The organism is Desulfobulbus rhabdoformis (assembly GCF_016919065.1).
Lineage (GTDB): Bacteria > Desulfobacterota > Desulfobulbia > Desulfobulbales > Desulfobulbaceae > Desulfobulbus > Desulfobulbus rhabdoformis.
Map to the genome: position 1 here is coordinate 39166 of NZ_JAFFQA010000003.1, position 24956 is coordinate 64121.

At 52.9% G+C, this 24956-nt stretch carries 24 protein-coding genes; 14 read left to right on the forward strand and 10 right to left on the reverse strand.

The window, feature by feature from the left end; all coding sequences use genetic code 11:
• Positions 1 to 6 precede the first annotated feature (6 nt).
• Both JWJ90_RS02200 and JWJ90_RS02205 read left to right on the forward strand, forming a co-directional pair.
• Positions 7 to 2250 carry an ATP-binding protein gene (locus JWJ90_RS02200; RefSeq protein ID WP_205225541.1) on the forward strand — a complete coding sequence of 748 codons (2244 nt, stop codon included), beginning with the start codon at positions 7 to 9 and terminating at the stop codon, positions 2248 to 2250.
• Between the two features lie 158 nt (positions 2251 to 2408).
• Positions 2409 to 3797, forward strand: coding sequence for an MATE family efflux transporter (locus JWJ90_RS02205; RefSeq protein ID WP_205225542.1), 1389 nt, complete (start codon positions 2409 to 2411; stop codon positions 3795 to 3797).
• Between the two features lie 385 nt (positions 3798 to 4182).
• On the opposite strand, the gene JWJ90_RS02210 is transcribed toward JWJ90_RS02205, so the two are convergent.
• A complete protein-coding gene (locus tag JWJ90_RS02210) occupies positions 4183 to 5055 on the reverse strand; it encodes a methylenetetrahydrofolate reductase (RefSeq protein WP_205225543.1) in 873 nt (290 codons plus the stop codon).
• Positions 5056 to 5336: 281 nt separating this feature from the next.
• On the opposite strand from JWJ90_RS02210, the gene JWJ90_RS02215 reads away from it, so the two are divergent.
• On the forward strand, positions 5337 to 5495 hold the full coding sequence (locus tag JWJ90_RS02215) for a hypothetical protein (protein ID WP_205225544.1): 159 nt from the start codon (positions 5337 to 5339) through the stop codon (positions 5493 to 5495).
• Positions 5496 to 5507: 12 nt separating this feature from the next.
• Here JWJ90_RS02215 and JWJ90_RS02220 read toward each other — a convergent pair whose 3' ends face one another.
• From JWJ90_RS02220 to JWJ90_RS02230, 3 genes are read right to left on the reverse strand one after another with little or no spacing between them, the layout of a single operon-like run.
• Complete coding sequence (locus tag JWJ90_RS02220) at positions 5508 to 5834, reverse strand: DnaJ domain-containing protein (protein ID WP_205225545.1); 327 nt, start codon at positions 5832 to 5834, stop codon at positions 5508 to 5510.
• A complete protein-coding gene (plsY, locus tag JWJ90_RS02225; RefSeq protein WP_205225546.1) occupies positions 5831 to 6448 on the reverse strand; it encodes a glycerol-3-phosphate 1-O-acyltransferase PlsY in 618 nt (205 codons plus the stop codon). Before plsY ends, JWJ90_RS02220 begins: the two co-directional genes overlap by 4 nt.
• A gap of 32 nt (positions 6449 to 6480) precedes the next feature.
• Positions 6481 to 7341 (reverse strand): YkgJ family cysteine cluster protein, encoded by an 861-nt coding sequence (locus JWJ90_RS02230; RefSeq protein WP_205225547.1) that lies wholly within the window; start codon positions 7339 to 7341, stop codon positions 6481 to 6483.
• Between the two features lie 391 nt (positions 7342 to 7732).
• Here JWJ90_RS02230 and def point away from each other — a divergent pair, with 391 nt between their 5' ends.
• The 11 genes from def (at position 7733) to JWJ90_RS02285 (ending at position 18604) form a co-directional block, all read left to right on the forward strand.
• Positions 7733 to 8242: a peptide deformylase gene (gene def / locus JWJ90_RS02235; protein WP_205225548.1), complete on the forward strand. Its 510-nt coding sequence runs from the start codon at positions 7733 to 7735 to the stop codon at positions 8240 to 8242.
• Positions 8239 to 9180 (forward strand): methionyl-tRNA formyltransferase, encoded by a 942-nt coding sequence (gene fmt / locus JWJ90_RS02240; RefSeq protein ID WP_338032275.1) that lies wholly within the window; start codon positions 8239 to 8241, stop codon positions 9178 to 9180. The genes def and fmt overlap by 4 nt, the downstream gene beginning before the upstream one ends.
• 172 nt (positions 9181 to 9352) lie before the next feature.
• Positions 9353 to 9811, forward strand: a complete 459-nt coding sequence (locus tag JWJ90_RS02245; protein WP_205225549.1) for a phosphatidylglycerophosphatase A family protein — start codon at positions 9353 to 9355, stop codon at positions 9809 to 9811.
• A gap of 293 nt (positions 9812 to 10104) precedes the next feature.
• Positions 10105 to 10899 carry an amidohydrolase family protein gene (locus JWJ90_RS02250; protein WP_205225550.1) on the forward strand — a complete coding sequence of 265 codons (795 nt, stop codon included), beginning with the start codon at positions 10105 to 10107 and terminating at the stop codon, positions 10897 to 10899.
• Positions 10900 to 11522: 623 nt separating this feature from the next.
• Positions 11523 to 13532, forward strand: a complete 2010-nt coding sequence (locus JWJ90_RS02255) for a CoB--CoM heterodisulfide reductase iron-sulfur subunit A family protein (RefSeq protein WP_205225551.1) — start codon at positions 11523 to 11525, stop codon at positions 13530 to 13532.
• 15 nt (positions 13533 to 13547) lie between these two features.
• A complete protein-coding gene (locus JWJ90_RS02260) occupies positions 13548 to 14051 on the forward strand; it encodes a 4Fe-4S dicluster domain-containing protein (RefSeq protein WP_205225552.1) in 504 nt (167 codons plus the stop codon).
• A 14-nt stretch (positions 14052 to 14065) separates the two neighbouring features.
• Positions 14066 to 14983: a CoB--CoM heterodisulfide reductase iron-sulfur subunit B family protein gene (locus JWJ90_RS02265; protein WP_205225553.1), complete on the forward strand. Its 918-nt coding sequence runs from the start codon at positions 14066 to 14068 to the stop codon at positions 14981 to 14983.
• Positions 14983 to 15408, forward strand: coding sequence for a hydrogenase iron-sulfur subunit (locus JWJ90_RS02270; protein WP_205225554.1), 426 nt, complete (start codon positions 14983 to 14985; stop codon positions 15406 to 15408). The genes JWJ90_RS02265 and JWJ90_RS02270 overlap by 1 nt, the downstream gene beginning before the upstream one ends.
• Positions 15398 to 16390, forward strand: coding sequence for an NADH-quinone oxidoreductase subunit B family protein (locus JWJ90_RS02275; protein WP_205225555.1), 993 nt, complete (start codon positions 15398 to 15400; stop codon positions 16388 to 16390). Before JWJ90_RS02270 ends, JWJ90_RS02275 begins: the two co-directional genes overlap by 11 nt.
• Complete coding sequence (locus JWJ90_RS02280) at positions 16387 to 17853, forward strand: Ni/Fe hydrogenase subunit alpha (protein WP_205225556.1); 1467 nt, start codon at positions 16387 to 16389, stop codon at positions 17851 to 17853. Before JWJ90_RS02275 ends, JWJ90_RS02280 begins: the two co-directional genes overlap by 4 nt.
• A 286-nt stretch (positions 17854 to 18139) precedes the next feature.
• Entirely contained in the window at positions 18140 to 18604 is a 465-nt protein-coding gene (locus JWJ90_RS02285) for a hydrogenase maturation protease (protein ID WP_205225557.1), read from the forward strand.
• Between the two features lie 258 nt (positions 18605 to 18862).
• Here JWJ90_RS02285 and JWJ90_RS02290 read toward each other — a convergent pair whose 3' ends face one another.
• The 6 genes from JWJ90_RS02290 to JWJ90_RS02315 all read right to left on the reverse strand — a co-directional run bounded on the left by JWJ90_RS02290 (position 18863) and on the right by JWJ90_RS02315 (position 24774).
• Positions 18863 to 20089, reverse strand: a complete 1227-nt coding sequence (locus JWJ90_RS02290; protein WP_205225558.1) for an LL-diaminopimelate aminotransferase — start codon at positions 20087 to 20089, stop codon at positions 18863 to 18865.
• 169 nt (positions 20090 to 20258) lie between these two features.
• Positions 20259 to 20831, reverse strand: coding sequence for an LPS export ABC transporter periplasmic protein LptC (lptC, locus tag JWJ90_RS02295; RefSeq protein WP_205225559.1), 573 nt, complete (start codon positions 20829 to 20831; stop codon positions 20259 to 20261).
• Entirely contained in the window at positions 20828 to 21463 is a 636-nt protein-coding gene (locus JWJ90_RS02300; RefSeq protein WP_205225560.1) for a KdsC family phosphatase, read from the reverse strand. Before JWJ90_RS02300 ends, lptC begins: the two co-directional genes overlap by 4 nt.
• Positions 21456 to 22301 carry a 3-deoxy-8-phosphooctulonate synthase gene (gene kdsA, locus JWJ90_RS02305; RefSeq protein ID WP_205225561.1) on the reverse strand — a complete coding sequence of 282 codons (846 nt, stop codon included), beginning with the start codon at positions 22299 to 22301 and terminating at the stop codon, positions 21456 to 21458. Before kdsA ends, JWJ90_RS02300 begins: the two co-directional genes overlap by 8 nt.
• A 4-nt stretch (positions 22302 to 22305) precedes the next feature.
• Entirely contained in the window at positions 22306 to 23967 is a 1662-nt protein-coding gene (locus JWJ90_RS02310; protein WP_205225562.1) for a CTP synthase, read from the reverse strand.
• 366 nt (positions 23968 to 24333) lie between these two features.
• On the reverse strand, positions 24334 to 24774 hold the full coding sequence (locus JWJ90_RS02315) for a cupin domain-containing protein (protein ID WP_205225563.1): 441 nt from the start codon (positions 24772 to 24774) through the stop codon (positions 24334 to 24336).
• Positions 24775 to 24956: the final 182 nt, after the last annotated feature.

Genomic DNA, 24956 nt, shown 5'->3' on the forward strand with positions numbered 1-24956 from the left:
CGCTCCATGCTGCATATTCCCCCACAAAACACCATCAGCCGCCGCCTAGCGGGGAAACTGTTTCCCTTGGCCATGGTGGTCTTTGTCATTCTTTCGCTCTGCATTCCCTTGGGATACGGCTCACTTGAATTGAGTAAACTCCGGCAGGAGGCGCACAACTATGCAAAAGAACTGGCTGGACAAATCAAACGTCTGGCAGCCTCATCCCCCCAACTCTGGAAATATCAGACAGGCAAATACATTCAGATTCTCGACGGCTTTGTCCCCAACAAAAGCATTGTCCACATCACCATTCTTGATCGTCACAACGAGCCCATAACAAATTATACGCATGACCAGGAGCGACATTCCTCGTTCTTTTGCTGGCTCGAAGTGCAAGGCAAATCAGCGGCGATCTTGTTCAACAACCACAAAATCGGCGAAGTCATCATCACACTCTCCATCTATCAGCCTGTACTGACGCTGCTGATGGTCTTTGTCATATGTTCGATCCTCGGCTTGGTCCTGGCTTTGTTGATCTACCGCATCCCCCTGATAGTCGTCCTCCGACTGGAAGGCAATCTGGTGGAGTACCAGCAGTCGCTTGAGCAGAAAATCGAATCAAGAACTGTTGAACTCAAGAAAAATGCCGAGCGATCCAGGCAACTTGCCGAAGAGGCTGAGGCGGCCAACAAAAGCAAATCCCTGTTTCTGGCCAATATGAGCCATGAAATCCGCACACCAATGAACGCTATCCTTGGGATGACCTACCTGGCCATGCGGGAACAATCTGATGCCAAGAGACAGCACCTCTTGAAAACGGTGCATTTCTCCTCGGAAAATCTGCTGAGCATCATTAACGATATCCTGGATTTCTCCAAGATGGAGGCAGGGCAATTCCAACTCAACCTGGTACCTTTTGCTCTGGACCAATTGCTGGATGGCATTCTCAAGACTATGAACACCCCAGCCTTGGAGAAACAGTTGACCTTGGAATGCAGGCTGGACGACGGTCTTCCTCCGGCATTGATTGGTGACGATGTCCGCTTGCGGCAGATTCTGATTAATTTGACCGGTAACGCCATTAAATTCACCCATTCCGGCTCGGTTTCCCTGACCGCTGTCCCTGAACAGTCCGCTGAAGCAGGAATTATTACCGTACATTTTACAGTATCCGATACCGGTATTGGCATCTCAGAGGATAAACTGTCCTCCATTTTCGATTCATTTGAACAGGCCGATGCTTCCTACAGCCGACGATTTGGTGGGACCGGGCTGGGGCTCTCTATCTGCAAACAGCTCGTTGAGATGATGCAGGGAAGCATCTGGGTGGAAAGTCAGGTAGACGTTGGCAGTTCGTTTCATTTTACTGTGCCCTTACGCGTGGATGAGCAGAGAGCGGGGCAAACAGCCCAGGCAAAACAAATGGCCCCCGTCATTAAAGGGTTAAAAGTTCTGATTGTTGATGACAACAAGATAAATCAAGACGTGGCCAGAATGATGCTTGAGCAGGATCATCATATTCAAACAGCAAACAACGGCCTTGAAGCCCTTCGCTGTTTGGCGGCGGAGACCTTTGATCTGGTTTTTATGGATGTGCAGATGCCGGAGTTGGATGGGTTGAGTGCCACTCAAATTATCCGTGATTTTGAGGCGGGCCGTGAAGTGGCACATGAGATGGATGCCGCCATCCACAGAGAACTCGCCGAAAAACTCAAAGGGGGCCACATACGGATTGTGGCCATGACAGCGCATGCCATGGAGGATGACAAGCAACTTTGTCTGACAGCCGGCATGGATGCCTATATCACCAAACCACTGCAACACGATACATTGGAAGAGGTCTTCCGTAGCGAATTTAAATCGCGGCGAGAAGCCACCAGCAGTCAGGCGACTGACGCTGCCGTTTCAGCGAGTACGGTGTCAGCAAAAAGTTTTTCCCAGCCTGGACCAGGCGACATCAGGGAACATTTGCAGGTTGCCACAGCATTGTCCCCATCCAAGGTAGAGAGGATTGCAAACGCCGCACAACAGAGTATTCTAGAAAATCTCACTCTAGCCACTGAATCGCTGGAACAAAACAATTTCCCCTCTTTCTCCAGAGCCATGCATACACTCAAAGGCACCTTGCTCCAATGCGGGATTGATGATTGGGCAACTGAGGCGCAATCCCTCTACGACGGCATCAACAACCATCAGAAACTCAACTTTTCCGAAAGGCTGGAATCCCTGGAGAAGGCAATGGAGAAGTTGAGAAGCACGGAGAACTGAAGGGGAGGCTGCTTTCCCCTTTGAGCTGCGACACGGCCCCGTTCCCACGACCGTGATATACCCCTTCTGGCAAAGGGCTTTTCACTATCCCCCGTCACGGATTCAGAGAAAATTCCTCTTTTTCACCAGACAATCTAGATTCCCTCAAAACATTCTGTATGCGCTCCTTTTTCCTCATCACCCATGAAATTACGACTCTCCTGCGTCTGACCGGCCCCCTGCTGCTGGCCCAGCTCACCCAAACAGCAATGGGGTTTGTCGATACCGTCATGGCCGGACGCTACTCAGCGCTCGATCTGGCGGCAGTGGCGATTGGCTCCTCCATCTTTTTTCCGGTATACCTCTTTCTTATTGGCCTGCAGAGTGCGGTAACCCCGATGGTGGCCCAGGCCCATGGCCGGGGAGACGGGGCAGGGATCAATGGTTCCATTCGTTTGGGGATGCTGATCGGATTGACCATGGGGACACTGCTGATGCCGCTCCTCTGGCACTGTATTCCCTTCATGGAGTGGCTTGATGTCAGTGCTGAAGTCATTCCCATCACCAACCGCTACCTCTATGGCATCTCCTGGAGCCTTCCCTCTGGAGGGCTGTTTTTTGCCCTCAAGGGAGGGGGCGATGGCTTGGGTAAGGCGCGGCTATCCATGGTGGCTGGGTGTTGCGGCCTAAGCGTGAATATCGTTGCCAATTCCCTGCTCATTTACGGCAAGCTTGGCCTGCCTGCTCTCGGCGGTGCTGGGTGTGGTTGGGCGACCTCCATCTCTGTTGCCGCCATGATGACGACCATGGCGTTGCTTCTGCAGCGCAGCCGACTCAGCGGAACCGATCACCTTTTTTCACTGCAGAATGCGAAACGCCTCTTCAGAATCAACGAGGTATTCTCTTTTCTTCGCCTCGGTCTGCCGCTTGGGGTGACCCTTTTCATTGACTGTTCCATATTCACTGTCATAGCACTGTTTATTGCCAAACTTGGCCCAGATGTAGTTGCAGCGCATCAGATTGCGCTCAACTTCACCTCCATAATGTATATGCTGCCGTACAGTCTGGCGACCGCCCTGACGGTTCGAGTTGGCTACACCATCGGGCGTGGCCGCTTACAACGCCTGCAACGCATCGTCCCCACTGGATTGGGACTAGCCCTGTCCGGTGCTGTCCTCACCTGTCTCACCATCCTGATTTTCTCCCCGCAAATAGCAGCACTCTACACGAACGACCGGACGATACAGACACTGGCCGTGTCGTTACTTGCCTATGTTGCCATGGTGCAGATACCAGATGCCCTGCAAGTCAATTCTGGCGGAATATTACGAGGCTGCAAAGACACGCGCGTGCCCATGCTCTTCATGATGGTGACCTACTGGGGGATTGGCTTACCGCTCGGTTACGGCCTGGGGCTGGGAGGCCTTGGGGGCATGGAACCAGGCCCCCAAGGATTCTGGATAGGACTACTCACCGCGCTCATTATCGCGGACCTGTTTCTCCTCACCCGGGTGGTGAAAACAATCAGGAAATTTCAACAAAGCAAGAAAATCAGGCTGATAGAATAAACTCTCAGCCATATTCGCAAATTGAGCACAGATTTCGGGTTAGAACTTAAATTCGTGAGCATTCAGCGGGTTCAGCACAACAGCAATACTCATTCCTCTAACATTACTCAGCTATACAGGGAATACAGTGGTTAGCCCAAAACCCGCTGTCACGAATTTAGATCAAACCGGATTTCTCATCGGTTCAGGCGGTGTCAGATTCAAAGTTTTTGTCACTGAATAATAGTTCACTATATTCAGTGACAAAATACTGCCGAAGATGGCGCCGCCTGGACTGACCGCAGGTGAACATTTTGTTGAAATTGCGCTCAAATGTTACCGATCACAACCAACCTTTTCATTCAATCTTGAATAAATTAAGACAAAATGTTCATGAGAAAGCCGGTTAAAGTTGGCCATCCATTACTTCGAGACACATATCCGCTTTATTGAGCGTGTAGAGATGAACACCCGGTGCACCGCCTTCGATCAGTTCTTTCACCTGCTGGCGGGCATAGGCCACACCGACCTTGTACACAGCCTTAGCCCCGCCTTCCTCATGGGCCTTCAGTACCTTGTTGACCAGCTTGCCAGGAATTCGGGCATTGCACATCTCAAGAATAAAGCGCAGAGAACCAAGGCTACGGATCGGCAATACCCCCGGAACAATGGGCACCTCGACACCGCGTGCTTTCAATCGCTGTACATAATCAAAATAAATACGGTTATCAAAATAGAGCTGGGTGATAACGAAATCCGCGCCGCTGTTCACCTTCCGCTGCATGACCTCCAGGTCAGCGGCAAAGGATGGTGCTTCGGAGTGGGCTTCGGGAAAACCGGCAACTCCGATGGCTAACTGGGGATGATTCTGGTGAATATGGCGGACCAGATCTTCAGCATAGGGAAAATTGGCAAACAGTTCTTTATCACTGCCTGTAAAACAGGTGGGACGATCACCACGCAGAGCAAGAACGTTTTCAATGCCAAGTTCCTTGATCGCCCCCAAAAATCCGTCGATTTTATCTTGATCTGCAGTCACGCCGGTCAGGTGCGGCATGATTTCAAAGCCACAGGTTTTGATCAGCTGCCCACAGATTTCCAGGGTGTTGGACTGGGTCGATCCCCCCGCACCGTAGGTGACCGAGGCAAAAAGAGGATTGAGTTGCCCCAGTTTTTTGGCGACTTCAAAAAATCCAGGCCATTCTTCTTTATTTTTTGGGGGAAAAAATTCTAAGGAAACAAAAGGCTTGTGCGTTTTTATCAGTTGAGGAATCTGCATTCCCGTACTCCTTTGTTAGTGTCTGTCCAGAAATGAGGATTTTTGTTCAAGGTCAAGGCATGCTCAAAATTTTACCGCAGGCATATATCTGATATTCCGAGGATAAAATTTTGAGCATAACGCAGAAATTGGGCAAAAAGACCGTTTCTGGATGGACACTTGTTAGTGTGTACGGTGTAGGCGCAGGGTAGTGCGTGTAGGCGCCTTCACCCTAAATATCTCGCTTTAATGGTCCGATACGTATTATAGGAACGCTTATCATCTACCACGGAGGGTAGACCATGACACCAAGACAAGCAATACGTATCCTCATGCTCAGCCCCTGCTACTGGCTGCTGAGTCTTGCAGAAAGGAAACAGTTAATTCACGAATTTTGCCGATCTTTTTCGGCAGCATGGGTTCCGGAGTCTGTTCTGCGAAAAAAAGAGGCGCTCCCCTAATTAAAAGTACTATTATGGCTTCCTCTTTTTGCCGCCCCAAAGCGGGTCCTGACCAAAGCGTGCCCGCCACCAGTCTTCGGGATCATAAATATCCAGATCGTCCTCTCCAGCATTCTCCCGTTTCAAGGGGTAGCGATAACTATCGCAATAGCGGGTGAGAGTTTCATATGCCGCTGTAATGACGTACATCTTTTCGCCGTTTGCATCACCGCCGGTGTCGGGATGGTAAAGCTTGCTCAGTCGATGAAAAGCCCGCTTGATTTCACCGAGCGTGGCGCGATCATTCAGCCCCAACACCTTCGCCGCCTTCTCGATGGCCTGCCACTCTTTGCTGTTCACTCCCTGTCCTCGGTCTTCCTCTTCCAAGACTTCTCGCCGCCACGAATCAGACGCCCAATATTCTGGTAGTGCTTCACCCAGATCATGAGCACAATAAACGCGGCCAACCCCATTTTCCAGCCCGGTGCATGCAGGAGCGGCAGCCAGAGCAACATGGAAAGCGATCCCAGAAGCGACCCGAGCGAGACAAATCCGGAAAAATAAACAGCGGCAATAAAGACCAGCAGGCATCCAAGAACAGCGAGCGGTGCCAGATAGAGAAAGGCACCCAGCGCGGTGGCTACACCTTTGCCTCCTTTGAAACCAATGTAGACGGGGAACATATGCCCCAGGACCGAAGCTGCACCACAGAGGGCGATAATCAGCTCATGCCCTGCTGTCTCATTGAGCACAAGGCCCGTGAGAAACATGGGCAGGAATCCTTTGAGCAGGTCACAGAGAAGGGTCAGCGCTCCAAGTTTCTTTCCTAAAAGACGCGTCACATTGGTAGCGCCGATATTTTTGCTTCCCTGGTTGCGAATATCTATGCCGCTGCCACGGGAGAGGACCAGGCCAAAGGGGACAGCCCCCAATAAATAGGACAGAGCGATACAAAGAATTCCAATACTGTTCATAGGCGAAAAAATGTCCGTGAAATTACAGGGAATCAGGCCTTATTCTGGCGGAAAAACATCTCCAGTTCGCAGGCTGCAGCGTAAGCGCTGATCTCATCCTGGAGCACCTGGACATAGGGACAGTCGACCACGGCAAGCAGGGACTGACGTAACCGGTATCCCTTGCTCTCCCCCTGGTTGAGGGGTTCCAGCATATAGGCAAAGATCTGTGGACGACGGCAGACCTCAGGTCGATCCGGATAAATCAGACACCGACCGGATTGCGCCTGGTTGGGACACCGGCTTGCTTTGGGGAGCACCAGACTCCAGCCGGATTGCCAATGGATCAGGGCCGGATCAGTTCGCAGGTAAAAATCCTGCCCATTCACCTGCAACGGTGGCTCAGCATCAATACGCTGGCTTCGTGAGGCCGCTGTATCAATCTGCTCCAGAGAAAAATGGGCAGCTTCCCCCGGTTGCAGGGGAATTTCAAAGTAGTCCTGCTGCATATTGGCATCAGGGCCGACACAGCAGAGGGTACAGTGACAGGGAGCGCAAAGCAGACTATTGACCGGCTCCAGTTCTCGCGTAAGAACATTTTGTGCAATCAAAGCTGTTGTGGCCGACATGGGATCCAGCGGATTGTTTTCCGCATCAACCACCGTGATTGCAGGTGGTTCGCCGGTCTTGAATGCCACCAGCGGTTGCAACAGATCAGCATAGGGCATGAGCACACTGACAGGGTCAGCATAGGTTGCGTATCCGGTTTCAATATCAGGAGGCATTTCAGCAATGACCTCTTCAACCGTGGCAAAATCACCGGTCAAATAAAGAAACTGAACCATGGACACCAGCGGCAGAACCGGCTGGGCCAAGAGGGCCATTCCTTCTTGTAATTCATCCTTTGTAACCATAGCGCTCCCTAAGTAATGAGCCTTGTACACTACACAATTAAACGCCGAAAAACAAGCGGCCCCCCCAGCCGGACGTAAACCTGAATCCGTGACGGCGGGTGGTCACTGAACAGCATATCCAATTAATGGGACAAGGATTTTTAAATTAATTCATTTGTTGTTCAGCTTCACCCGCCGCCCCTTGGGGGCATTCAGGGTAAAGGCTCCCAAGGAGAGAACTTTACTTTACAATGCAAACTGATTACATACCAAGAGAACGAAAAAAAGAGTCGTTTGCCTGTTATGTACTCTTATCAGCTGCATCCTCTGTCCTTCCCCTGTTCCTGCTTGATGAAGGCCTCCACGATGCAGCCTTTCTTTATGGTGCTTTACACCGCATACCTGAAAAATTATGGCCATACGAGAAATTATAACCTTTCCGCACCCTGTTCTTCGCCAGAAAGCGGAAACCATTACTGAGTTTGACGATGCCTTAAAAACACTGGTCGAGGACATGGCTGATACCATGTACAAGGCGCCGGGTGTCGGCCTTGCCGCCAACCAGATTGGAATTGCCAAACGGGTTGTCGTCATCGATCCGGAGGCGGACGAAGAAAAACGCGATTACCTTGTCCTGATCAACCCCGAAATCACCCAGGGTGAAGGCTCGATGGTTGGAGAGGAGGGGTGCCTGAGCGTGCTTGAATGCTACGACAAGGTCAAACGATTTCAAAAAATTCATGTCACCGCCCAGGACATCGAAGGCAAGCCTCTGGAATTTGATGCCGAGGACCGATTTGCCCGAATCATTCAGCACGAGGTAGATCACCTGCTGGGCAAGCTCTTTATCGATCATCTCAGCCCCCTCAAACGGACCCTGTATAAGAAAAAACTGAAAAAAATCCTCAGGAATAAACAGTGAGTACTCCGTTGAATATTGTTTTCATGGGCACTCCGGATTTTGCCGTGCCCTGCCTGCAAGCCCTGATTGACTCTGCTCACACAATCGTGGGAGTCGTGTGCCAGCCTGATCGTCAGCGCGGTCGTGGCAAAAAGCTGAGCCCGCCGCCGGTGAAAGTGTTGGCGACCGAGCACGAGCTGCCGGTTCTCCAGCCGGATTCGGTTCGTACCGACGAATTTTACAAGGCATTACAAGCCTTAAGCCCCGATCTCCTGGTGGTGGTTGCCTACGGCAAAATCTTGCCGGAACCCATTCTGGAACTTCCCCGGTTGGGAGCGATTAACGTCCATGGCTCCATTCTGCCCAAATATCGAGGAGCTGCTCCCATTCAATGGGCAGTCATCAATGGAGAAGCAGAGACAGGTATCACCATCATGCAGATGGATGCCGGCATGGATAGCGGTGACATTCTCTTGATCGAGCGCACCCCCATAGGCCCCCAGGAGACAGCGGGAGAGCTCTTTGATCGTCTCTCAAACATGGGAGGAGCCACCCTTGCCAATGCCGTGGATAAACTGGCAGCGAGTGCCTTAATCCGTACCCCTCAGAACCACGACCTGGCGACCACAGCCCCCATGCTGAACAAAAAAATGGGGCACCTTGACTGGTCATTGCCAGCAAATAAACTCCAGAGTCTGATTCGCGGTCTTGATCCCTGGCCCTCTGCCTACGGGTTTATTCAAGGCAAACGGTTTCGCTTATTTCAGCCAGAGGTTGTCCTCCAGCAAACCAGCGAGCAGCCGGGGACCATACTCCGCGCCGACGCACAGGGCCTGCTTGTGGCCACAGGGAGGGATTGCCTGCTGCTGCATGAAATCCAGCCTGAAGGAAAAAAACGCATGGAGGTTGCCACTTGCCTCCGCGGAAACCCCATTGAACCGCTGAGCCTGATCGGCTAGCTCATTACCTGAATCCGTGACGGCGGATGGGCACTGAACAACGTATCCTTTTACAGGTGCGAAGATTTTTAAACAAATTCATGTATTGTTCAGTTTCACCCGCCGCACTGATGAATGCTCACGAATTCAGGTCATTATTCCATTCAGGTTTTGCCTCTACAAACGTGTTGCCATGAATCGCATCCACATGTTTATCGCCACGGGCGCCTACAGTGGTTACCTCCCCAAAGCTCCTGGCACCTGGGGATCTGCGGTCACTGTCCTCCTCTGGTTTGGACTTGGCCGCCTGCCCCTTGTCCCTTACTGGGGCGTGGTTATCATTCTTTTCGTGCTGGGCGTCCTCAGTGCCGGAGCAGCAGAAAAAATTGTCGGCAACGGTGATCCAGGCCTGGTGGTCATTGATGAAGTCGTAGGGCAACTCATCGCCCTCAGTTTTGCCCCGGTTAATCCAACTATTGCCCTGGCTGGATTTGTTCTTTTTCGAATATTTGATATACTCAAGCCATTCCCGGTCAACTGGCTGGATAAACATATCCACGGTGGACTGGGAATTATGCTGGATGACTGCATGGCTGGCTGCTACGCCCTGATCGTACTTCAGCTTGGCCTTTATCTGATCAAATTATTCTAGTGTTCATCCAGAAACGGTCTTTTTGCCCAATTTCGGCGTTATGCGCAAAATTTTATCCTCGGAATATCGTCTATATGCCTGCGGTAAAATTTTGCGCATGCCTTGAACTTGAACAAAAATCCTCATTTCTGGACAGACACTATTCTAGGGTTTCTTGAAGAGGAAAAAACCTCCCTTCCCAACCAAGGCAAGGGTGCTCTGAGCAGCAGAGAGTTGTCCTCCCAAGCTCGATAACCAGAGCGAGTCAAGATCCCTTGTCTGTTATTTGACCGCGGCAGACCTAAGGAGCAGCCATGGCAGGTGCCATTGATATACACACCCATGCCTTTCCCGACCCCATTGCCCATATTGCCATTCCCGCGCTTGAACGGGAAGGCAAAATAAAAGCCTATCTCAACGGCACGGTTGAAGACCTGCTCACCTCCATGGACGTGAGTGGCGTCGCCAGTTCAGTTGTTTGCTCCATCGCCACCCGCCCAGAACAGTTTCAGCCGATTCTCGACTGGTCCAAAACAATCCGTAGCGAACGGATTATTCCCTTCCCCTCCCTGCACCCGGAAGACCCCAACCTCTTAGATCATCTTGAGCTTCTCTATAACGAGGGGTTTAAGGGATTAAAAATGCATCCTTACTACCAGAACTACTTCCTGGATGATTACAATCTCTTCGCTCTTTACGAGCGTATGAGTGAGTTGGGGATGATTTTGGTTATTCATGCCGGCTATGATATAGCCTATCCGCGTATTCGCCGGGCTGACCCGCAGCGTATCCTTGATATCAGCCAGCAATTTCCAGAACTTAAACTCATAGCCACTCATCTCGGCGGCTGGGATGAATGGGAGGATGTCCGCTCGCTGCTCACCGGTCAACCCATTTACATGGAAATTTCTTTTGCTCTGGATTTTCTCGACCAAATTCGCCTCCGCGATCTTCTCCTCAACCACCCGCCTGAATACCTCCTCTTCGGGACCGACTCTCCCTGGTCTGACCAGGCGACTACCATAAAAATGCTGGCTCGGCTCGGCCTTCCAGCCCCCCTGCTTGAGAGTATGCTCAGCGGCAATGCCCGCAGGCTACTCACCCTCTAGGGAGTTTCAGATCAACAGCTGGCAGCGCACAGACTCCCTCTCTGGCCAATTTTATGCTAAAAATGGGCCATTCATCATTTTTCACCCCTAAAAAAACGTCCCCGCTCTTTTTATGTGCGTTTTATGCAAAACACACTTTTCCGCCCAACAAAGTATCCTTCCAGCACAAAAACAAAAAAATCTCCGTAAAATGGCAACTTTTTAAAAAATTTCACCCCAAAGAATCATCCAGACAATCCCTCCCGCTAATTTTAACAAAGTTATTTCAGGTTATTATCCCTAAAGCATCACGATCAGGCGACAACGCTGTGCGTTTTGTGCAAAATAGAGAAAACTATTGCACACTTTCCCCTGCGATTCTATAGAGTAGGCAACCGAGGCAAGAGCTGCATGAAGATTCAGGAAAATAGATAAAAACTATCAGTAAAAAATTACGGAGTGTGTGCCGAGGGCACGAGCAGACCGCTCGATAGGTGCACGCAACGTTCACATTGCCGTTCTCGCAAGAGGGGAAGCCCAAAAGGGTCGGGAGAGCATCTGGGCAAGAGCAACTTCCCGATGCCTGGGCCGCGGATCCCCCTCCGAGTTCATCATGATTTATCCTCATCAAGAAGGAGGCCTGTATGGCAAAAGTCGGTGTATACGTCTGTCATTGCGGTTCCAACATTGCCGGCGTCGTCGACGTGGCAGCGGTTCGCGACTATGCGGAAACGCTCCCGGACGTGGTAATTGCGCGCAAAGACCTGTTCATGTGTTCGGATTCAGGGCAGGAGATGGTGAAGCAGGATGTTCGTGATGGGGTAGTGGACCGGGTTGTGGTTGCCGCCTGTACACCACGAACCCATGAGCCTATTTTCCGGGCCGCCATTGAAAAGGCCGGGCTCAATAAATATCTTTTCGAGATGGCCAATATCCGTGACCAGGATAGCTGGGTCCACGGGCATGATCACGAGGGGGCGACAGAAAAAGCCAAGCTGATTGTGGCCTCAGCGGTTGCCAAAGCACGCAATCTTGAGCCCCTGGAAGACAAGTTCACCCCGGTCACTGACGCAGCTCTGGTTGTCGGTGGCGGCATCGGCGGTATCAGCGCCGCTCTTGAGTTGGCCAATATGGGGCACAAGACCTATCTGCTAGAGAAAAAACCCTCTATAGGAGGTGTCATGGCTCAACTGGATAAAACCTTTCCCACCAACGACTGTTCCGCCTGTATCCTCACCCCGATGATGGTCGAGGCCTACAACCATCCCAACATTGAAACCATGACCTACTCGGAGGTGGATGATGTTGAGGGCTATATCGGTAACTTCACAGTCAAGGTGCGTCGCAAACAGACCTACGTGGACTGGAACAAATGTACCGGTTGTGGTGACTGTGCCTCCAAGTGCCCCTCAAAAACACCGGACGAGTTCAACGCAGGGCTCTCCGACCGACGGGCAGCCTTTATCATGTTTCCCCAGGCGGTGCCCAAAAAAGCGGTGATCGATATCGACCACTGCATAAACTGTGGCGGCCGTGAAATAGGTACCGAGCCCAAGGTAAACCAGAAAACCGGTAATCCGATTCTCGCTCCCTGCGAACGAGCCTGCCCGGCCGATGCCATAAACCGCTCCATTGCCCACGATCCCAAAGGCTCGATTACCGAGATCGAAGTTGGCTCCATCGTCGTTGCAACCGGCTACCAGGTTATGGAGAAAGACTGGTTCAAAGAGATGGCACCGGCCTCGCCCAACGTCATCACCGCACTCCAACTTGAGCGTATCATCTCGGCCACCGGCCCCTCCGAGGGGAAACTGCTGCGTCCCTCAGACAACGAAAAGCCCCACACCATCACCTTTGTCTCCTGTATGGGATCGCGGGACGAGAACTTCCACACCTACTGTTCCCGTTTCTGCTGCATGTACATGATCAAGCAGGCCCGTCTGCTCAAGGAGAAGTACCCACAGCTGACCATCAACATGCACTTCATCGATGTGCGTGCCTTTGGCAAGGGGTACGAGGAGTACTACACCGGCGCCCGCACCATGGGGATCAACTTCTTTAAAGGCAAGGTCGGCGGTCTCGAGATGCTGCCTGATGATAAACTCCGCGTTCTCGCCTACGACATGGAGTCTGCCACCAACATTGAATACGAGTCCGATTTGGTTGTTCTCGCCACCGCGGTCGAGCTGCCCAAGGATTCCGTGGGATTGGCCCAGAAACTCGGACTCCAGTTCTGCGGCAACAACTTTTTCCGTGAGTTGCATCCCAAACTCGGACCGGTTGAGACCGCTGTTCAGGGGCTCTTTGTCGCCGGTTGCTGCCAGGGCCCCAAAGACATTCCCGATACCGTTGCCCAGGCCAAGGGTGCTGCCGCTGCTGCCGCAGTCCCGCTAGCGCAGGGCAAGGTCAAGATCGAGCCGATCATATCCGAGGTCAATCCAGACATCTGTAGCGGCTGCGGTATCTGTGTCCCGCTCTGTCCCTACAACGCCATCAGTATGAAACCCACTGCCGATGGACCACGAGCCGAGATTGAAATGTCTGCCTGTAAAGGCTGCGGTGTCTGCACCTCGGCCTGTCCGTCTGGAGCCATCGTCCTGCATGGTTACGAGGAATCCCAGATATTTGCCCAGATTCAGGCCCTGACCGCCTAAGAGGAGAGATACGCTATGATCATCGACCAGCAAAAAATCGACGAGGCCGTCTCCACCATTGTCGGGTACGGCGGCCAGAACATTCTCAACTGTATCCAATGCGGTGCCTGTTCGTCTGTCTGCCCAGGCATCAAAGCTGGATTCCCCTTACTTTGCCGGAACCTGATTCGTCACCTGCTCAACGGTGAACTCGAGGAGATCATTGAAGATTCCTCCAGTTGGGGTTGCCAGGCCTGCAACCGCTGCACGGAGATCTGCCCGCGTGACGTACGCCCGCAGGAGGTTGTCTTTGCCTTCCGCCGGTATCAGGCAAACGAACTGGCCTTTTCCACCTCTTCAGTGACCAGCCAGATGAACTTGTATGAAACCGGCCATGCGGTTTTCACCGACCCCAGCGCCCTGCGCAAACAGGTAGGTCTGCCGGAAACAACTCCGACCTCTGCCTATGACGACAAGGCCAAAGAGGAAATTCAAACCCTGATCAACAACGGCCCCATGGGTGAGTTGGGACTCTTTTAAGGAAGGTGAGCAACATGGAAAAAATAGGATTATATCTTGGCTGTAACATTCCGATGAAGGCGCCCGACATCGAGCAGTCCATTCGTCAGATCATGCCGCCGCTGGGCATTGAGCCGGTGGACTTACAGGGAGCCTCCTGCTGTCCGGCCTGGGGAACCGCCCCTTCCTTTGATCTCAACAACTGGTGCGCGATCTCCAGCCGCAATATCACCATCGCCGAGGAGCAGGAGGTCGACATCATGACCGGCTGCAACTCCTGCTTTGGCGTACTCTCTGAGGCCAAACATTTTCTCAATGATCCCGAACGGCGGAAGGCGGTCAACACCAGCCTCGCGGCCATCAACCGTGAGTTCAAAGGCACCTCGGACATCTACCATGTGGCCCATGTACTCCATAAAAAGGTGGGCCTGGAAAAAATTCGGGAAAACCTCAAGTACAGTCTGGCTGGACTCAAGATCGCGGTGCAGACCGGCTGCCACACCCTCTGGCCCTCCGATGTCTACAAGGTCAAGGAAGAGAACCCCTTTTACCCGAGCATCCTCAGGGACCTCTGTGAAGCCACCGGCGCCACCGTGCCCCATTATTCACGCCTGGAGAGCTGTTGTGGTATGGGGGGCATGCGTTCCACCGACATGGAAAAATCGCTGGTCCTCTTTAAAGACAAGCTGATGTCCATCAAAGAGGAGACCGATGCCGATCTGGTGGTCACCACCTGTTCCTCCTGTTTCCTCCAGTTCGATATGTCCCAGCCCATTCTTAAGGAACGGGGCCTGATAGACTTCGAACCAATTCCGCCCCTCTACTATACCCAGTTACTGGCCCTGGCCATGGGCTGTGATCCGAGCCAGGTGGCTGCCATCTCGCAGATCGACCGCAGCGGTATCATCCGTGAGATTCAAAGCGAAAAACGTCTGATCAAGGAGGTGGCCTGATGTCCTTTATGCCCAATATCGTAGGCTTTGCCTGCCAGTGGTGTACCTATGCCGGTGCGGATCTTGCCGGTAACCTTCGGGCCAAGTATCCGCCCTCGATTAAGCTGATCAAGGTGCCCTGTTCCGGTCGAGTAGAGCCGGAGTATGTTCTGGAGGCCCTGGCCAATGGGGCTGACGGCGTGCTCATCGGTGGCTGCCATTTTGGCGACTGTCACTACAAAACCGGTAACTACAAGGCTGCCAACCGCATGAAGATCCTGAAAAAACTGATCGAGGATGCCGGTTTTGACTCGCGCCGCTTCCGCCTGGAGTGGATCTCCGGCGCCGAGGGCTACCGCTTTGCCGAAGTGGTGGAAGAGTTTACCAAAGAGCTGCAGGAGCTGGGCCCAAACCCGCTTAAAGGAGGAAATGGCAATGGCAAATAAAGTAAAAACCGCCTTTCTGCTGGCCGGTGGCTGCGCGGGCTGCGAGATGGCCGTGGTCGATCTCTCCGAAAAGCTGGTCGATGCCCTGGAGCATCTGGAAATCGTTTTCTGGGCCCCCACAGTTACCGACGTTAAATACAAGGATCTGGAAGAGATGGAGGACAACTCCATCGACCTGGCCTTTGTTGATGGCATGATCCGCAACACCGAGAACCTGCACACCGTCGAGGTGCTACGGAAAAAATCAAAGATTCTGGTGGCCTTTGGGGCCTGCGCAACTCTGGGTGGTATTGCCGCTCTGGGCGATCTCCATACCAACGAAGAGCTGATGGAGCAGGCCTATAAAAAGTCCTTTTCCACCGATAATCCCGACAATGTCATGCCGACCCCGGAGTATCTCCTGGATGGCAAGTACGACCTCACTATCCCGGCGCTGCTGCCTAACTGCTCCACCATCGATCAGGTGGTGGATGTGGACTACTACGTGGGGGGCTGCCCCCCGCATCCTTCCTTTGTCGGTCAGCTGGTTGGTGCCATTGTGGCTGGTGATCTGCCTCCCGCTGGCTCCTGGCTCACCGGCGGCAAGGCGGTCTGCGACACCTGCAAGCGCAACCCGGCACTCACCGGTCAGGAGCGCTTGCCCATAGGCGAGATCAAACGGACCATTGATGGCCGCCCTGATCCCAACACCTGCCTTCTGCAACAGGGGTACATGTGTTTTGGTCCGGTGACCCAAGGCGATTGTGGGGCTTCCTGCCTGAATGTGAACATTCCCTGTCGCGGCTGCGGTGGCCCCATCCCTGGTATCAAGGATTTTGGTGCCCGCTGTGTCTCCACCCTGGCTTCCAGCATGGAGAACGAGGCAGTTGCAGAGCAATTCATTGATAAATACAACGATATGGCCAAGATGTTCTACCGCTACAGCCATACGGCCTCGAAATTTAACCACCGGGTGGCCCAGCGTAAGGAGAAAGCAGCATGAAAAAGATCGAAATCAGCCCAATTACCCGCCTCGAGGGACATGGCAAGATTGCCATTTTCCTAGATGATGCCGGCAATGTGGACGACGCCTTCTTCCAGACTGTCGAGTTCCGTGGCTTTGAAAAATTCCTCCAAGGGATGCCCATGGAGGAGGTCCCGCGGACCGTTTCCACCGTCTGTGGTGTCTGTCGTGGTGTCCACTTCACGGCCTCGATGAAGGCATCTGACGGCGTCTTTGGGGTCACCCCGCCTCCGGCAGGACGCAAGCTGCGCGAGCTGTTCTTCAACGCACATTACGTAGAAGATCACTCGGTTATTCTTTACGCCTTGGGGCTGCCTGACTTTGTCGTCGGCCCTGAAGCCAATCCGGCTGAACGCAATGTGGTTGGTCTGATCAACGCCGTTGGGGCCGATGTGGGACGCGAGGTCCTGCGCAAACGTGGTCTGGCGGTAAAAATCTTTGAGCTTCTGGGCGGCAAGCCCAATCATCCGGTGGCTGCCATTCCCGGCGGCTGGTCAAAGCAGCTCAGCGAGGAGGAGCGGAAACAGATCGAGGAGTGGTCCGAGGAGCTGGTTGGACTGGGCGAGCTGACCCTGAAGGTCTTTGAGGATGTGGTCCTTAAAAATGACAAGTACATGGAGCTGGTCACCGGTGATATGTACAAGGTCGAAGTCGGCTACATGGGCTCTGTCGATGAGAACGACAACATCACCTACTATGACGGTACCCAGAAAATTATTGATTCTGAGGGCAATCTGGTGGGCTCCTTCAAGGGCAAAGAGTACCTCGATTTTATCTCCGAGCGGGTCCAGCCCTGGACATATCTCAAGTTTCCCTACCAGAAGAAGATCGGCCCCTGGAAAGGAATCGTCGAAGGTCCCGGCACCAACATCTACAGTGTCGGTCCACTGGCACGGATGAACATCGTCAAAGGCATGGATACCCCGCTGGCGCAAAAGCATTTCGAGAAATTCCACGCCACCTTTGGCGCCAAGCCGGTCCATAATGTTCTGGCCTACCACTGGGCACGTGCCATCGAACTGCTCAATGCGGCTGAGAAATGCCTCCAGCTCTCCCGTGATCCTGAAATTACCTCCAAAGAGACCTGGAACAAACCAACCTCCTGCCCGGGCGAGGGGGTAGGCGTCATCGAGGCTCCGCGCGGAACCCTGATCCATCACTACTGTACCGATGGCAAGGGGATCGTCACCGATGCCAACCTGATCGTCGCTACCACTCACAACAACGCCCCAATCAACCTGGCGGTGAAAAAGGCGGCCAAGCACTTCATCAAGAACGGTGATGTCTCCCCGGCTATGCTCAACTATGTGGAGATGGCTTTCCGTCCCTACGACCTCTGCCTGGCCTGCGCTACCCACACTGTGACCGGTGGCGGCTCACCGCTGTTGGTGGAAATCTTCGACAAGGATGGTAAGCTCTATAAGACTCTGAAAAACTTTTAAGGCTGGTCGTACCGGTGGGCACAAAAAACGTGCCCACCCTACGCACTACGTACACCAATGAAACCTCAGAGTAGATTAAAGTGGGCAGGTTGTTTCTGCCCACCGGTTGAAATCTACTCGCATAAAATGCCCCATTTTCGTTTGGTCTTGGCACCCCCGTAAAATAGGGCTACCACTCACCTGGGTTTTTCCTGGCTTGAGTACCTTTGTAGCATGAAAAAAGACCCGAGTCTGTGATCAGGGGATCGATCACAGACTCACCCTTGCATTCTGAAGAGGTCAAACAATGAAAACAGTGGTCGTTGGAATCGGTAACCCCTATCTGCAGGATGATCGCGCCGGTGTTGTGGTCATCGAGCGGCTAGAAGAGGAAGGTATTGGTTGCCAGACCGAGATGGTCCTCACCGTTGGTTTTGAAGTGATGGATAAGATCAAGGGCTATGATCAGGCAATCATTGTCGATGCCTGCATGCTGGGCCGGGAGCCGGGGGAGATTTTAGAGGTCAACGTGGACGATATCTTCACCACCCATGCCCTGGTCAACTCACACGCGGTCACTCTAGGCACGACGCTGAAGACCGGCTCTATCTGTTTTCCCGACGAGATGCCTGCCAACATTCGTATCCTGCTCATCGAGGTGAAGGATATCAAAGAATTCACCCAGCAGATGTCTCCGGAGGTGGAAGCTGCGGTGGATATTGTGGTGGAAAAAATCAAGACAATGGTCGCTGAGCAAGCGGTGGCAGGGTAAATAGCTCTTCCACCAAAGCTATGGAATTACCCCGCAGCTACGCCCTGTTGGGGTTCCTTCCTCACCACCAACCTTCATCGCTTCATGGGAGTAGGGTAGGTTGGTGGTGAGAGACGACCCCCAACAGAATAAATACTATGCATATATTTTTTGCCGCTTATTGATGCTCAGCTGAGGTTGGGAGGAAATAACAAAATACAAAGGGCTTCCGCCATTACAGTGGAAGCCCTTTTTCCATCTCAGAATTTGCCAAGAATCTTACTTTTTCATGGCCTCTTTGAGACGCTCCATAGCTTTAATAACATTCGCCTCGGAATTGAAGGCGGAGATGCGGATATAGCCCTCGCCGCAGGTTCCAAAACCAGCGCCTGGGGTACAGACTACACCTGCCTTATTCAGAAGCAGGTCAAAAAATCCCCAGGAATCCTGGCCTCCGTCGATCCAGACATAGGGCGAATTGTCGCCTCCCACATACTCATAGCCAAGCTCACTCATCGCTTTGCCGATAATCTTGGCATTACTTAAATAGCCATCAATCAATGCGGTGCACTGCGCCTTGCCCGCCTCGGAGTAGACCGCCTCGGCTGCGCGCTGTACCGGATAGGAGACACCATTGAATTTGGTGCAGTGGCGGCGGTTCCACAGCGGATGAATCGCCTGTTTGTTACCGGCAGCATCATAGGCCATGCACTCTTTGGGCACCACGGTATAAGCGCAGCGGGTTCCGGTAAAACCGGCACTCTTAGAGAAGCTGCGGAACTCAATGGCTACTTCACGGGCCCCCTCAATCTCATAGATGGAATGGGGCAGCTCCTCGTCACGAATAAAGGCCTCGTAAGCGGCATCAAAGAGAATCAGCGCCTTATTGTCACGGGCATAATCAACCCAGACCTTCAACTGCTCCTTTGTGGCGGTAGAGCCGGTGGGGTTGTTCGGAAAGCAGAGATAAATAAGGTCGACCTGCTCTTTAGGCAGATCCGGGACAAAGTTGTTTTCCTTGGTGGAGTCCAGGTAGACAATCCCCTCAAAACGCCCGTCTTTAAAGGCACCTGTACGACCGGCCATGACATTGGTGTCCAGGTAGACAGGATAAACCGGATCGGGAATGGCAATCTTGGCTTCGGTGGAAAAGAGCTCCTGAATATTACCGGTATCGCATTTGGCGCCATCGGAGACAAAGACCTCATCCGCCGCTATGTCTGCACCACGATCCTGAAAATCGTTCTTGGCGATGGTCTCACGCAGGAAGTCGTACCCCTGTTCAGGGCCATAGCCACGAAAGCTGGCAGCAGTTGCCATCTCGTCTACGCCCTTATGAAAGGCCTCGACACAGGCGGGGGGCAGGGGATTGGTCACGTCGCCAATACCGAGCTTGATCACCTCTTGCTCTGGATTCGCTGCCTGGAAGGCGGCAACGCGTTTGGCGATGTCGGAAAACAGGTAGGAAGCCTGCAGCTTGAGATAATGCTCGTTAATTGTCAACATGGCATACGTCCCTTCAAGTGTTAGCCGCGATACGCGGGATTGAGTTTGTCATTCAAATAAATAATTGAGCCACCCTACAGGGTGCCTGAGATTTTCGCAAGCAGACTGGCAGGGGGTATTGAGAATGCCCCCCAAGCCGGATCGAAAAAATATAATTATTCAAGGTATTCTAGAGGGTTACCCTCACACGGTCCGTAAAATCAAAATCCCCGGAATTGAAATCATAGTTCATATGTCCGGCATCGATTTTCATATTCGGAGCCTGGATATAGACCTTGCCCGGGCTAATCAGCGTTTTTTTGGCGTCATCATACTCCAACCGTTCGGAAAGCAGAACCTGCTCAACGGTCGGCTTGGTGATACGCACATCGTCTCGAAGCACTAAATACCGGGTATCCATGCGGTAGGAGCCTTCACGGCTTTCTATATCAATGGGTTCCCGCTTGGCACCAACGTACTTGGCGTCAACGCCCTGCATATCAATTTGTTGGTCAAACTCGCCAGTGAAGGCACGCTTGGCTGTTATCTGCCACTCTTCAACGCCCTGACTGGCCAAGGTCATGGTTACCTTCTCCATGACGAAGTTCTTGCTGGCAGACTCTTCCTGGGGTTGCGCGAGCTTGGAATTATAGCCCCCCCGGGGAGTAAGAAAGGCCCCCAGAAGCGGATGCCAGAAGGGACTTGTGAGTAAAAGCAAGAGCGGCAACAGCCAGAGAAGATTGCGCGGGTTTTTCAGCATCATCGATCGAATTTGGCCCGCATCTTCGCCTGGTTGCCCTGGGATTCGATGATAAGATCACAGATCTCACGTACTGCCCCAAAGCCGCCGCTATGCTCGGTGGTATAATGGACGCGCTGGCGAATTTCCTCCACCGCATTGGCGGGAGCCGCTGCCAGTCCGACCCGGTTAAGCAGGGGCATATCCATAAGATCATCGCCCATATACGCCGTTTGTGGCGGGCGCAGACCGGTTTCCTTGAGAATACTCTCATAAGCCCCCAGCTTATCCGAGTGCCCCTGAAAGACATAACTCAGCCCCAGGTCCTTGGCGCGGCGCTCCACCATGGGCGAGGTGCGGGCGGTGATAATGCCAACCTTGACCCCACTGTCCTGAAGCAAACGCAGCCCCAGTCCGTCCTGGGTATTAAAGCACTTGGACTCGACACCATCCGAGGAATAAATCAGAGTACCATCGGTGAGGACACCGTCCACATCAAGCAGCAGCAGTTCCACCTGCTTGGCGCGAACCAGGACCGATTTCCAGGCCTCTGAACGAATTATTGGCTTATTGCGATTCATGGATCTATTCCTCAGGGCTTCTGTCAACTCACAATCGGTGGGATAGCCCCCACCAGGGATACCGCAATCAGACATTGACCACTCCTTCCACAGCCTGACGTACAGCCAGCAGTTGTTTCAGCAGCGATTCGACCTGATCCAGTGGCAATGAATTGGGCCCATCGCAGAGCGCCTTGTCCGGATCGGGATGCACCTCGATAAAAAGACCATCGATGCCCACGGCCATGGCCGCCCGGGCAAGCGGTGGGATGAACTCGCGCTGGCCTCCGGAACTGCCACCGGCACCACCGGGCAACTGCACCGAATGAGTGGCATCGTAGACCACGGGGTATCCGTAAGAACGCAACACCGCCAGCGAACGCATATCAACCACCAGGTTGTTGTAACCAAAACTGGCCCCGCGCTCGGTGAGCATGATCTTTTCAGTGCCCGAGCCCTTGAGCTTATTGACTGCGTTCTCCATATCCCAGGGAGAGACAAACTGGCCCTTTTTGACGTTAATCACCTTGCCGGTTTTGGCGGCGGCGGCAAGCAGGTCGGTCTGGCGGCAGAGAAAGGCGGGGATCTGAATAATATCCAGACATTCAGCAGCCAAAGGAGCCTGGGAAGGCTCATGGATATCTGAGACCACAGGCACCGACATCTCTTCACGCAGACGCCCCAGAATCTCCAGCCCCTTTTCAAGGCCGGGTCCCCGGTAGGAGGAGAGCGAGGTTCGGTTGGCCTTGTCAAAAGAGGCCTTGAACACGTAATTGATGCCCAGGCGGCTGGTAATGGCCTTCATTTCCTCGGCTACCTCACGCGCCAGTTCTTCGCTTTCCAAGGCACAGGGACCAGCCAGCAAGAGCAGGGGAGCGCCAGGACCGACGTTCAGTGCTCCCAGAGGTGTGGGCGCAATCTCAACATTTTTCATGCGATCAGGCCTTGGTGCTTTCTTTGTTGGCAATGGACGCCTTGATAAAGTCGCGGAAGAGTGGGTGCGGCTTCATCGGTTTGGACTGGAACTCGGGATGGAACTGACAGCCCAAAAACCAGGGATGGTCGGCGAGTTCGACAATTTCCACCAGGGTGTTATCGGGAGAGGTACCGCTGACAATGAGCCCGGCCTCTTCGAGTTGATCACGGTAGGCGTTGTTGAACTCGTAACGATGGCGATGACGCTCGCTGATCTCCTCATTGCCGTAGGCAGCGGCTGCATGGGTGCCCTCTTTCAGGGTACAGGGATAGGCGCCCAAACGTAGGGTACCGCCCATGTCGGAGTTCTTATCGCGTTTTTCGACCTTACCGGAACGGAAATCAAACCATTCGGTCATAAGGTAGATCACCGGATGCGGGGTGTTCGGGTTAAACTCCACTGAATGCGCGCCCTCAATTTTGGCAATATTGCGGGCAAACTCAACCACGGCCAACTGCATCCCCAGACAGATACCAAAGAAGGGGATCTTGCGCTCACGGGCATAGGTCACCGCGTGGATCTTTCCTTCCATACCTCGGCTGCCAAAGCCACCGGGCACGAGGATACCGTCGCAGTTGTCCAGCTTTTCCAGCTCGGTGCCGTCTTCCAGACCATCGGCGCTGATATAGGTCAGCGTCACCTTGGCATCATTGGCGATACCGCCATGGATCAGGGCCTCATGGAGTGATTTATAGGATTCAGTCAGGTCGACGTATTTGCCGGTAATACCGATGTTGACGACCTTCTTGGGATTATTGATCTTACGGACCAAGCGCTCCCAGGGTTCGATATTGGGGGAACCGGTCCAAATGCCCAGTTTCTCGAGAATGCGCTCATCCACCCCTTCCTGACGCAGTTTGGCGGGCAGCTCATAGATTGTATCCACGTCGATGGCCGAGATTACCGCGTTGGCGTCCACGTTACAGAAGAGTGCGATCTTCTTTTTCAGATCATCGGAGAGCGGCTCCTCTGTGCGGCACATGAGAATATCGGGTTGAATTCCGGAGGCCAACAGCTCTTTCACCGAGTGCTGGGTGGGCTTGGTTTTAATCTCACCGGCGGTCTTAATGTAGGGGACCAGGGTCAGGTGAATAAAAAGAGTGAACTCCTTCCCCAGGTCGGTACGGAGCTGGCGAATGGCCTCAATAAAGGGTAACCCCTCGATATCACCCACGGTACCGCCAATTTCAATGATGGCCACATCGGCTGAGCCGTCAAGCTGGAGCACCGCCTCTTTGATCTCATCGGTGATATGGGGAATAACCTGGACCGTCCCACCCAAATACTCGCCCCGACGTTCTTTCATGATCACCGAATAGTAAATCCGGCCCGAGGTGTAGTTGTTCTGCTGACCCATAACCGCGTTGGTATACCGCTCGTAGTGGCCCATATCCAGATCGGTTTCCGCACCATCATTGGTGACGTAGACCTCGCCGTGCTGAAAGGGGTTCATGGTACCGGGATCCACGTTGATATACGGATCAAGCTTTTGAAAGGTGACGGTAAGCCCGCGTGCTTCGAGCAGGGTTCCAATGGAGGCAGCGGAAAGCCCCTTGCCCAGGGAAGAAAGGACTCCACCGGTAATAAAAATAAACTTAGTCTTCTTGCTGAGGGAAGCTTTCATACGGTTACCTTGCTGGAGGTGGGGAAAAATCTGAATCCGTGGCGGAGAATGATTGCTCACGGATTCAGGAAACAAGAAAGGCAGCAAAAAGCTGCCTATGTGATCGGGATCAAAGTATACCCGATGATGGTCGGGTTGACAAGTCTAGCGAAACGGGAATCCGTGAGAACTACAGGGTGTCTGGAATAATTAGATTTTTCAATCAAGGTCAAGGATTCGGAGTCTTCACCTACCTTCGAGGATACAATTTTCAGCATGGTGAGGCAAGCGTCAAACTCCGCGAGGTTGGCAGAAAAAGCAATTTATTCAAGATTCCCTCTCCAATTATGAAGTGACGCCAAATAGGGGCTTTACGTCCGTCAAAAATCAGGCCCCTTGTGGAGACCAGAGCTCCTCAACCATCTCGATCAGTCCCCGATGCTGAATCTCACTCAAGTCGATAAAAGGTGAGTTGTCATAGGTGGTGTCTCGATTTTCAACCACCAGTACCTTGGCGTCTTTGCTTAAGGTATGGGTGTGCCAGACCGCCTGTTTCACGTTATAAACCTGGCCGGGAACCAGAGGCTCGGCATACACCCGCTCTATGGTTTCCGCACCCTCACCGACAAAAAGAATGCAGCGCCCGCTCAAAAGCACAAAGACCTCGTCGGTCTCGTTGTGGCGCTGCATACGGGTCAGGTTTTCCGGGAGCAGATCATCGCTGAAATTAAGGATCGCCACCCGCCACGAGGCATAATCAACCAAAGGCTGGTAACCAACAGCGTCATGGCGTTTGACTTCAAGGATACTCGTAGGAGCACTTTTCATGGTTTACAGGGGCAGGATTTGTTTAATGAGTTTGTCGCTGTGTACAATTTCCGTAGGCTGCCGTCGCGACAGTGGCGAAAATGATAGCTGGTTTATGATACGCTCATCTACCATCAGAGAACACCACCGGCAAGAAAAAGGTTGATGAAAACCAGGCCAAATTACGGAAAATCAAATTCCTG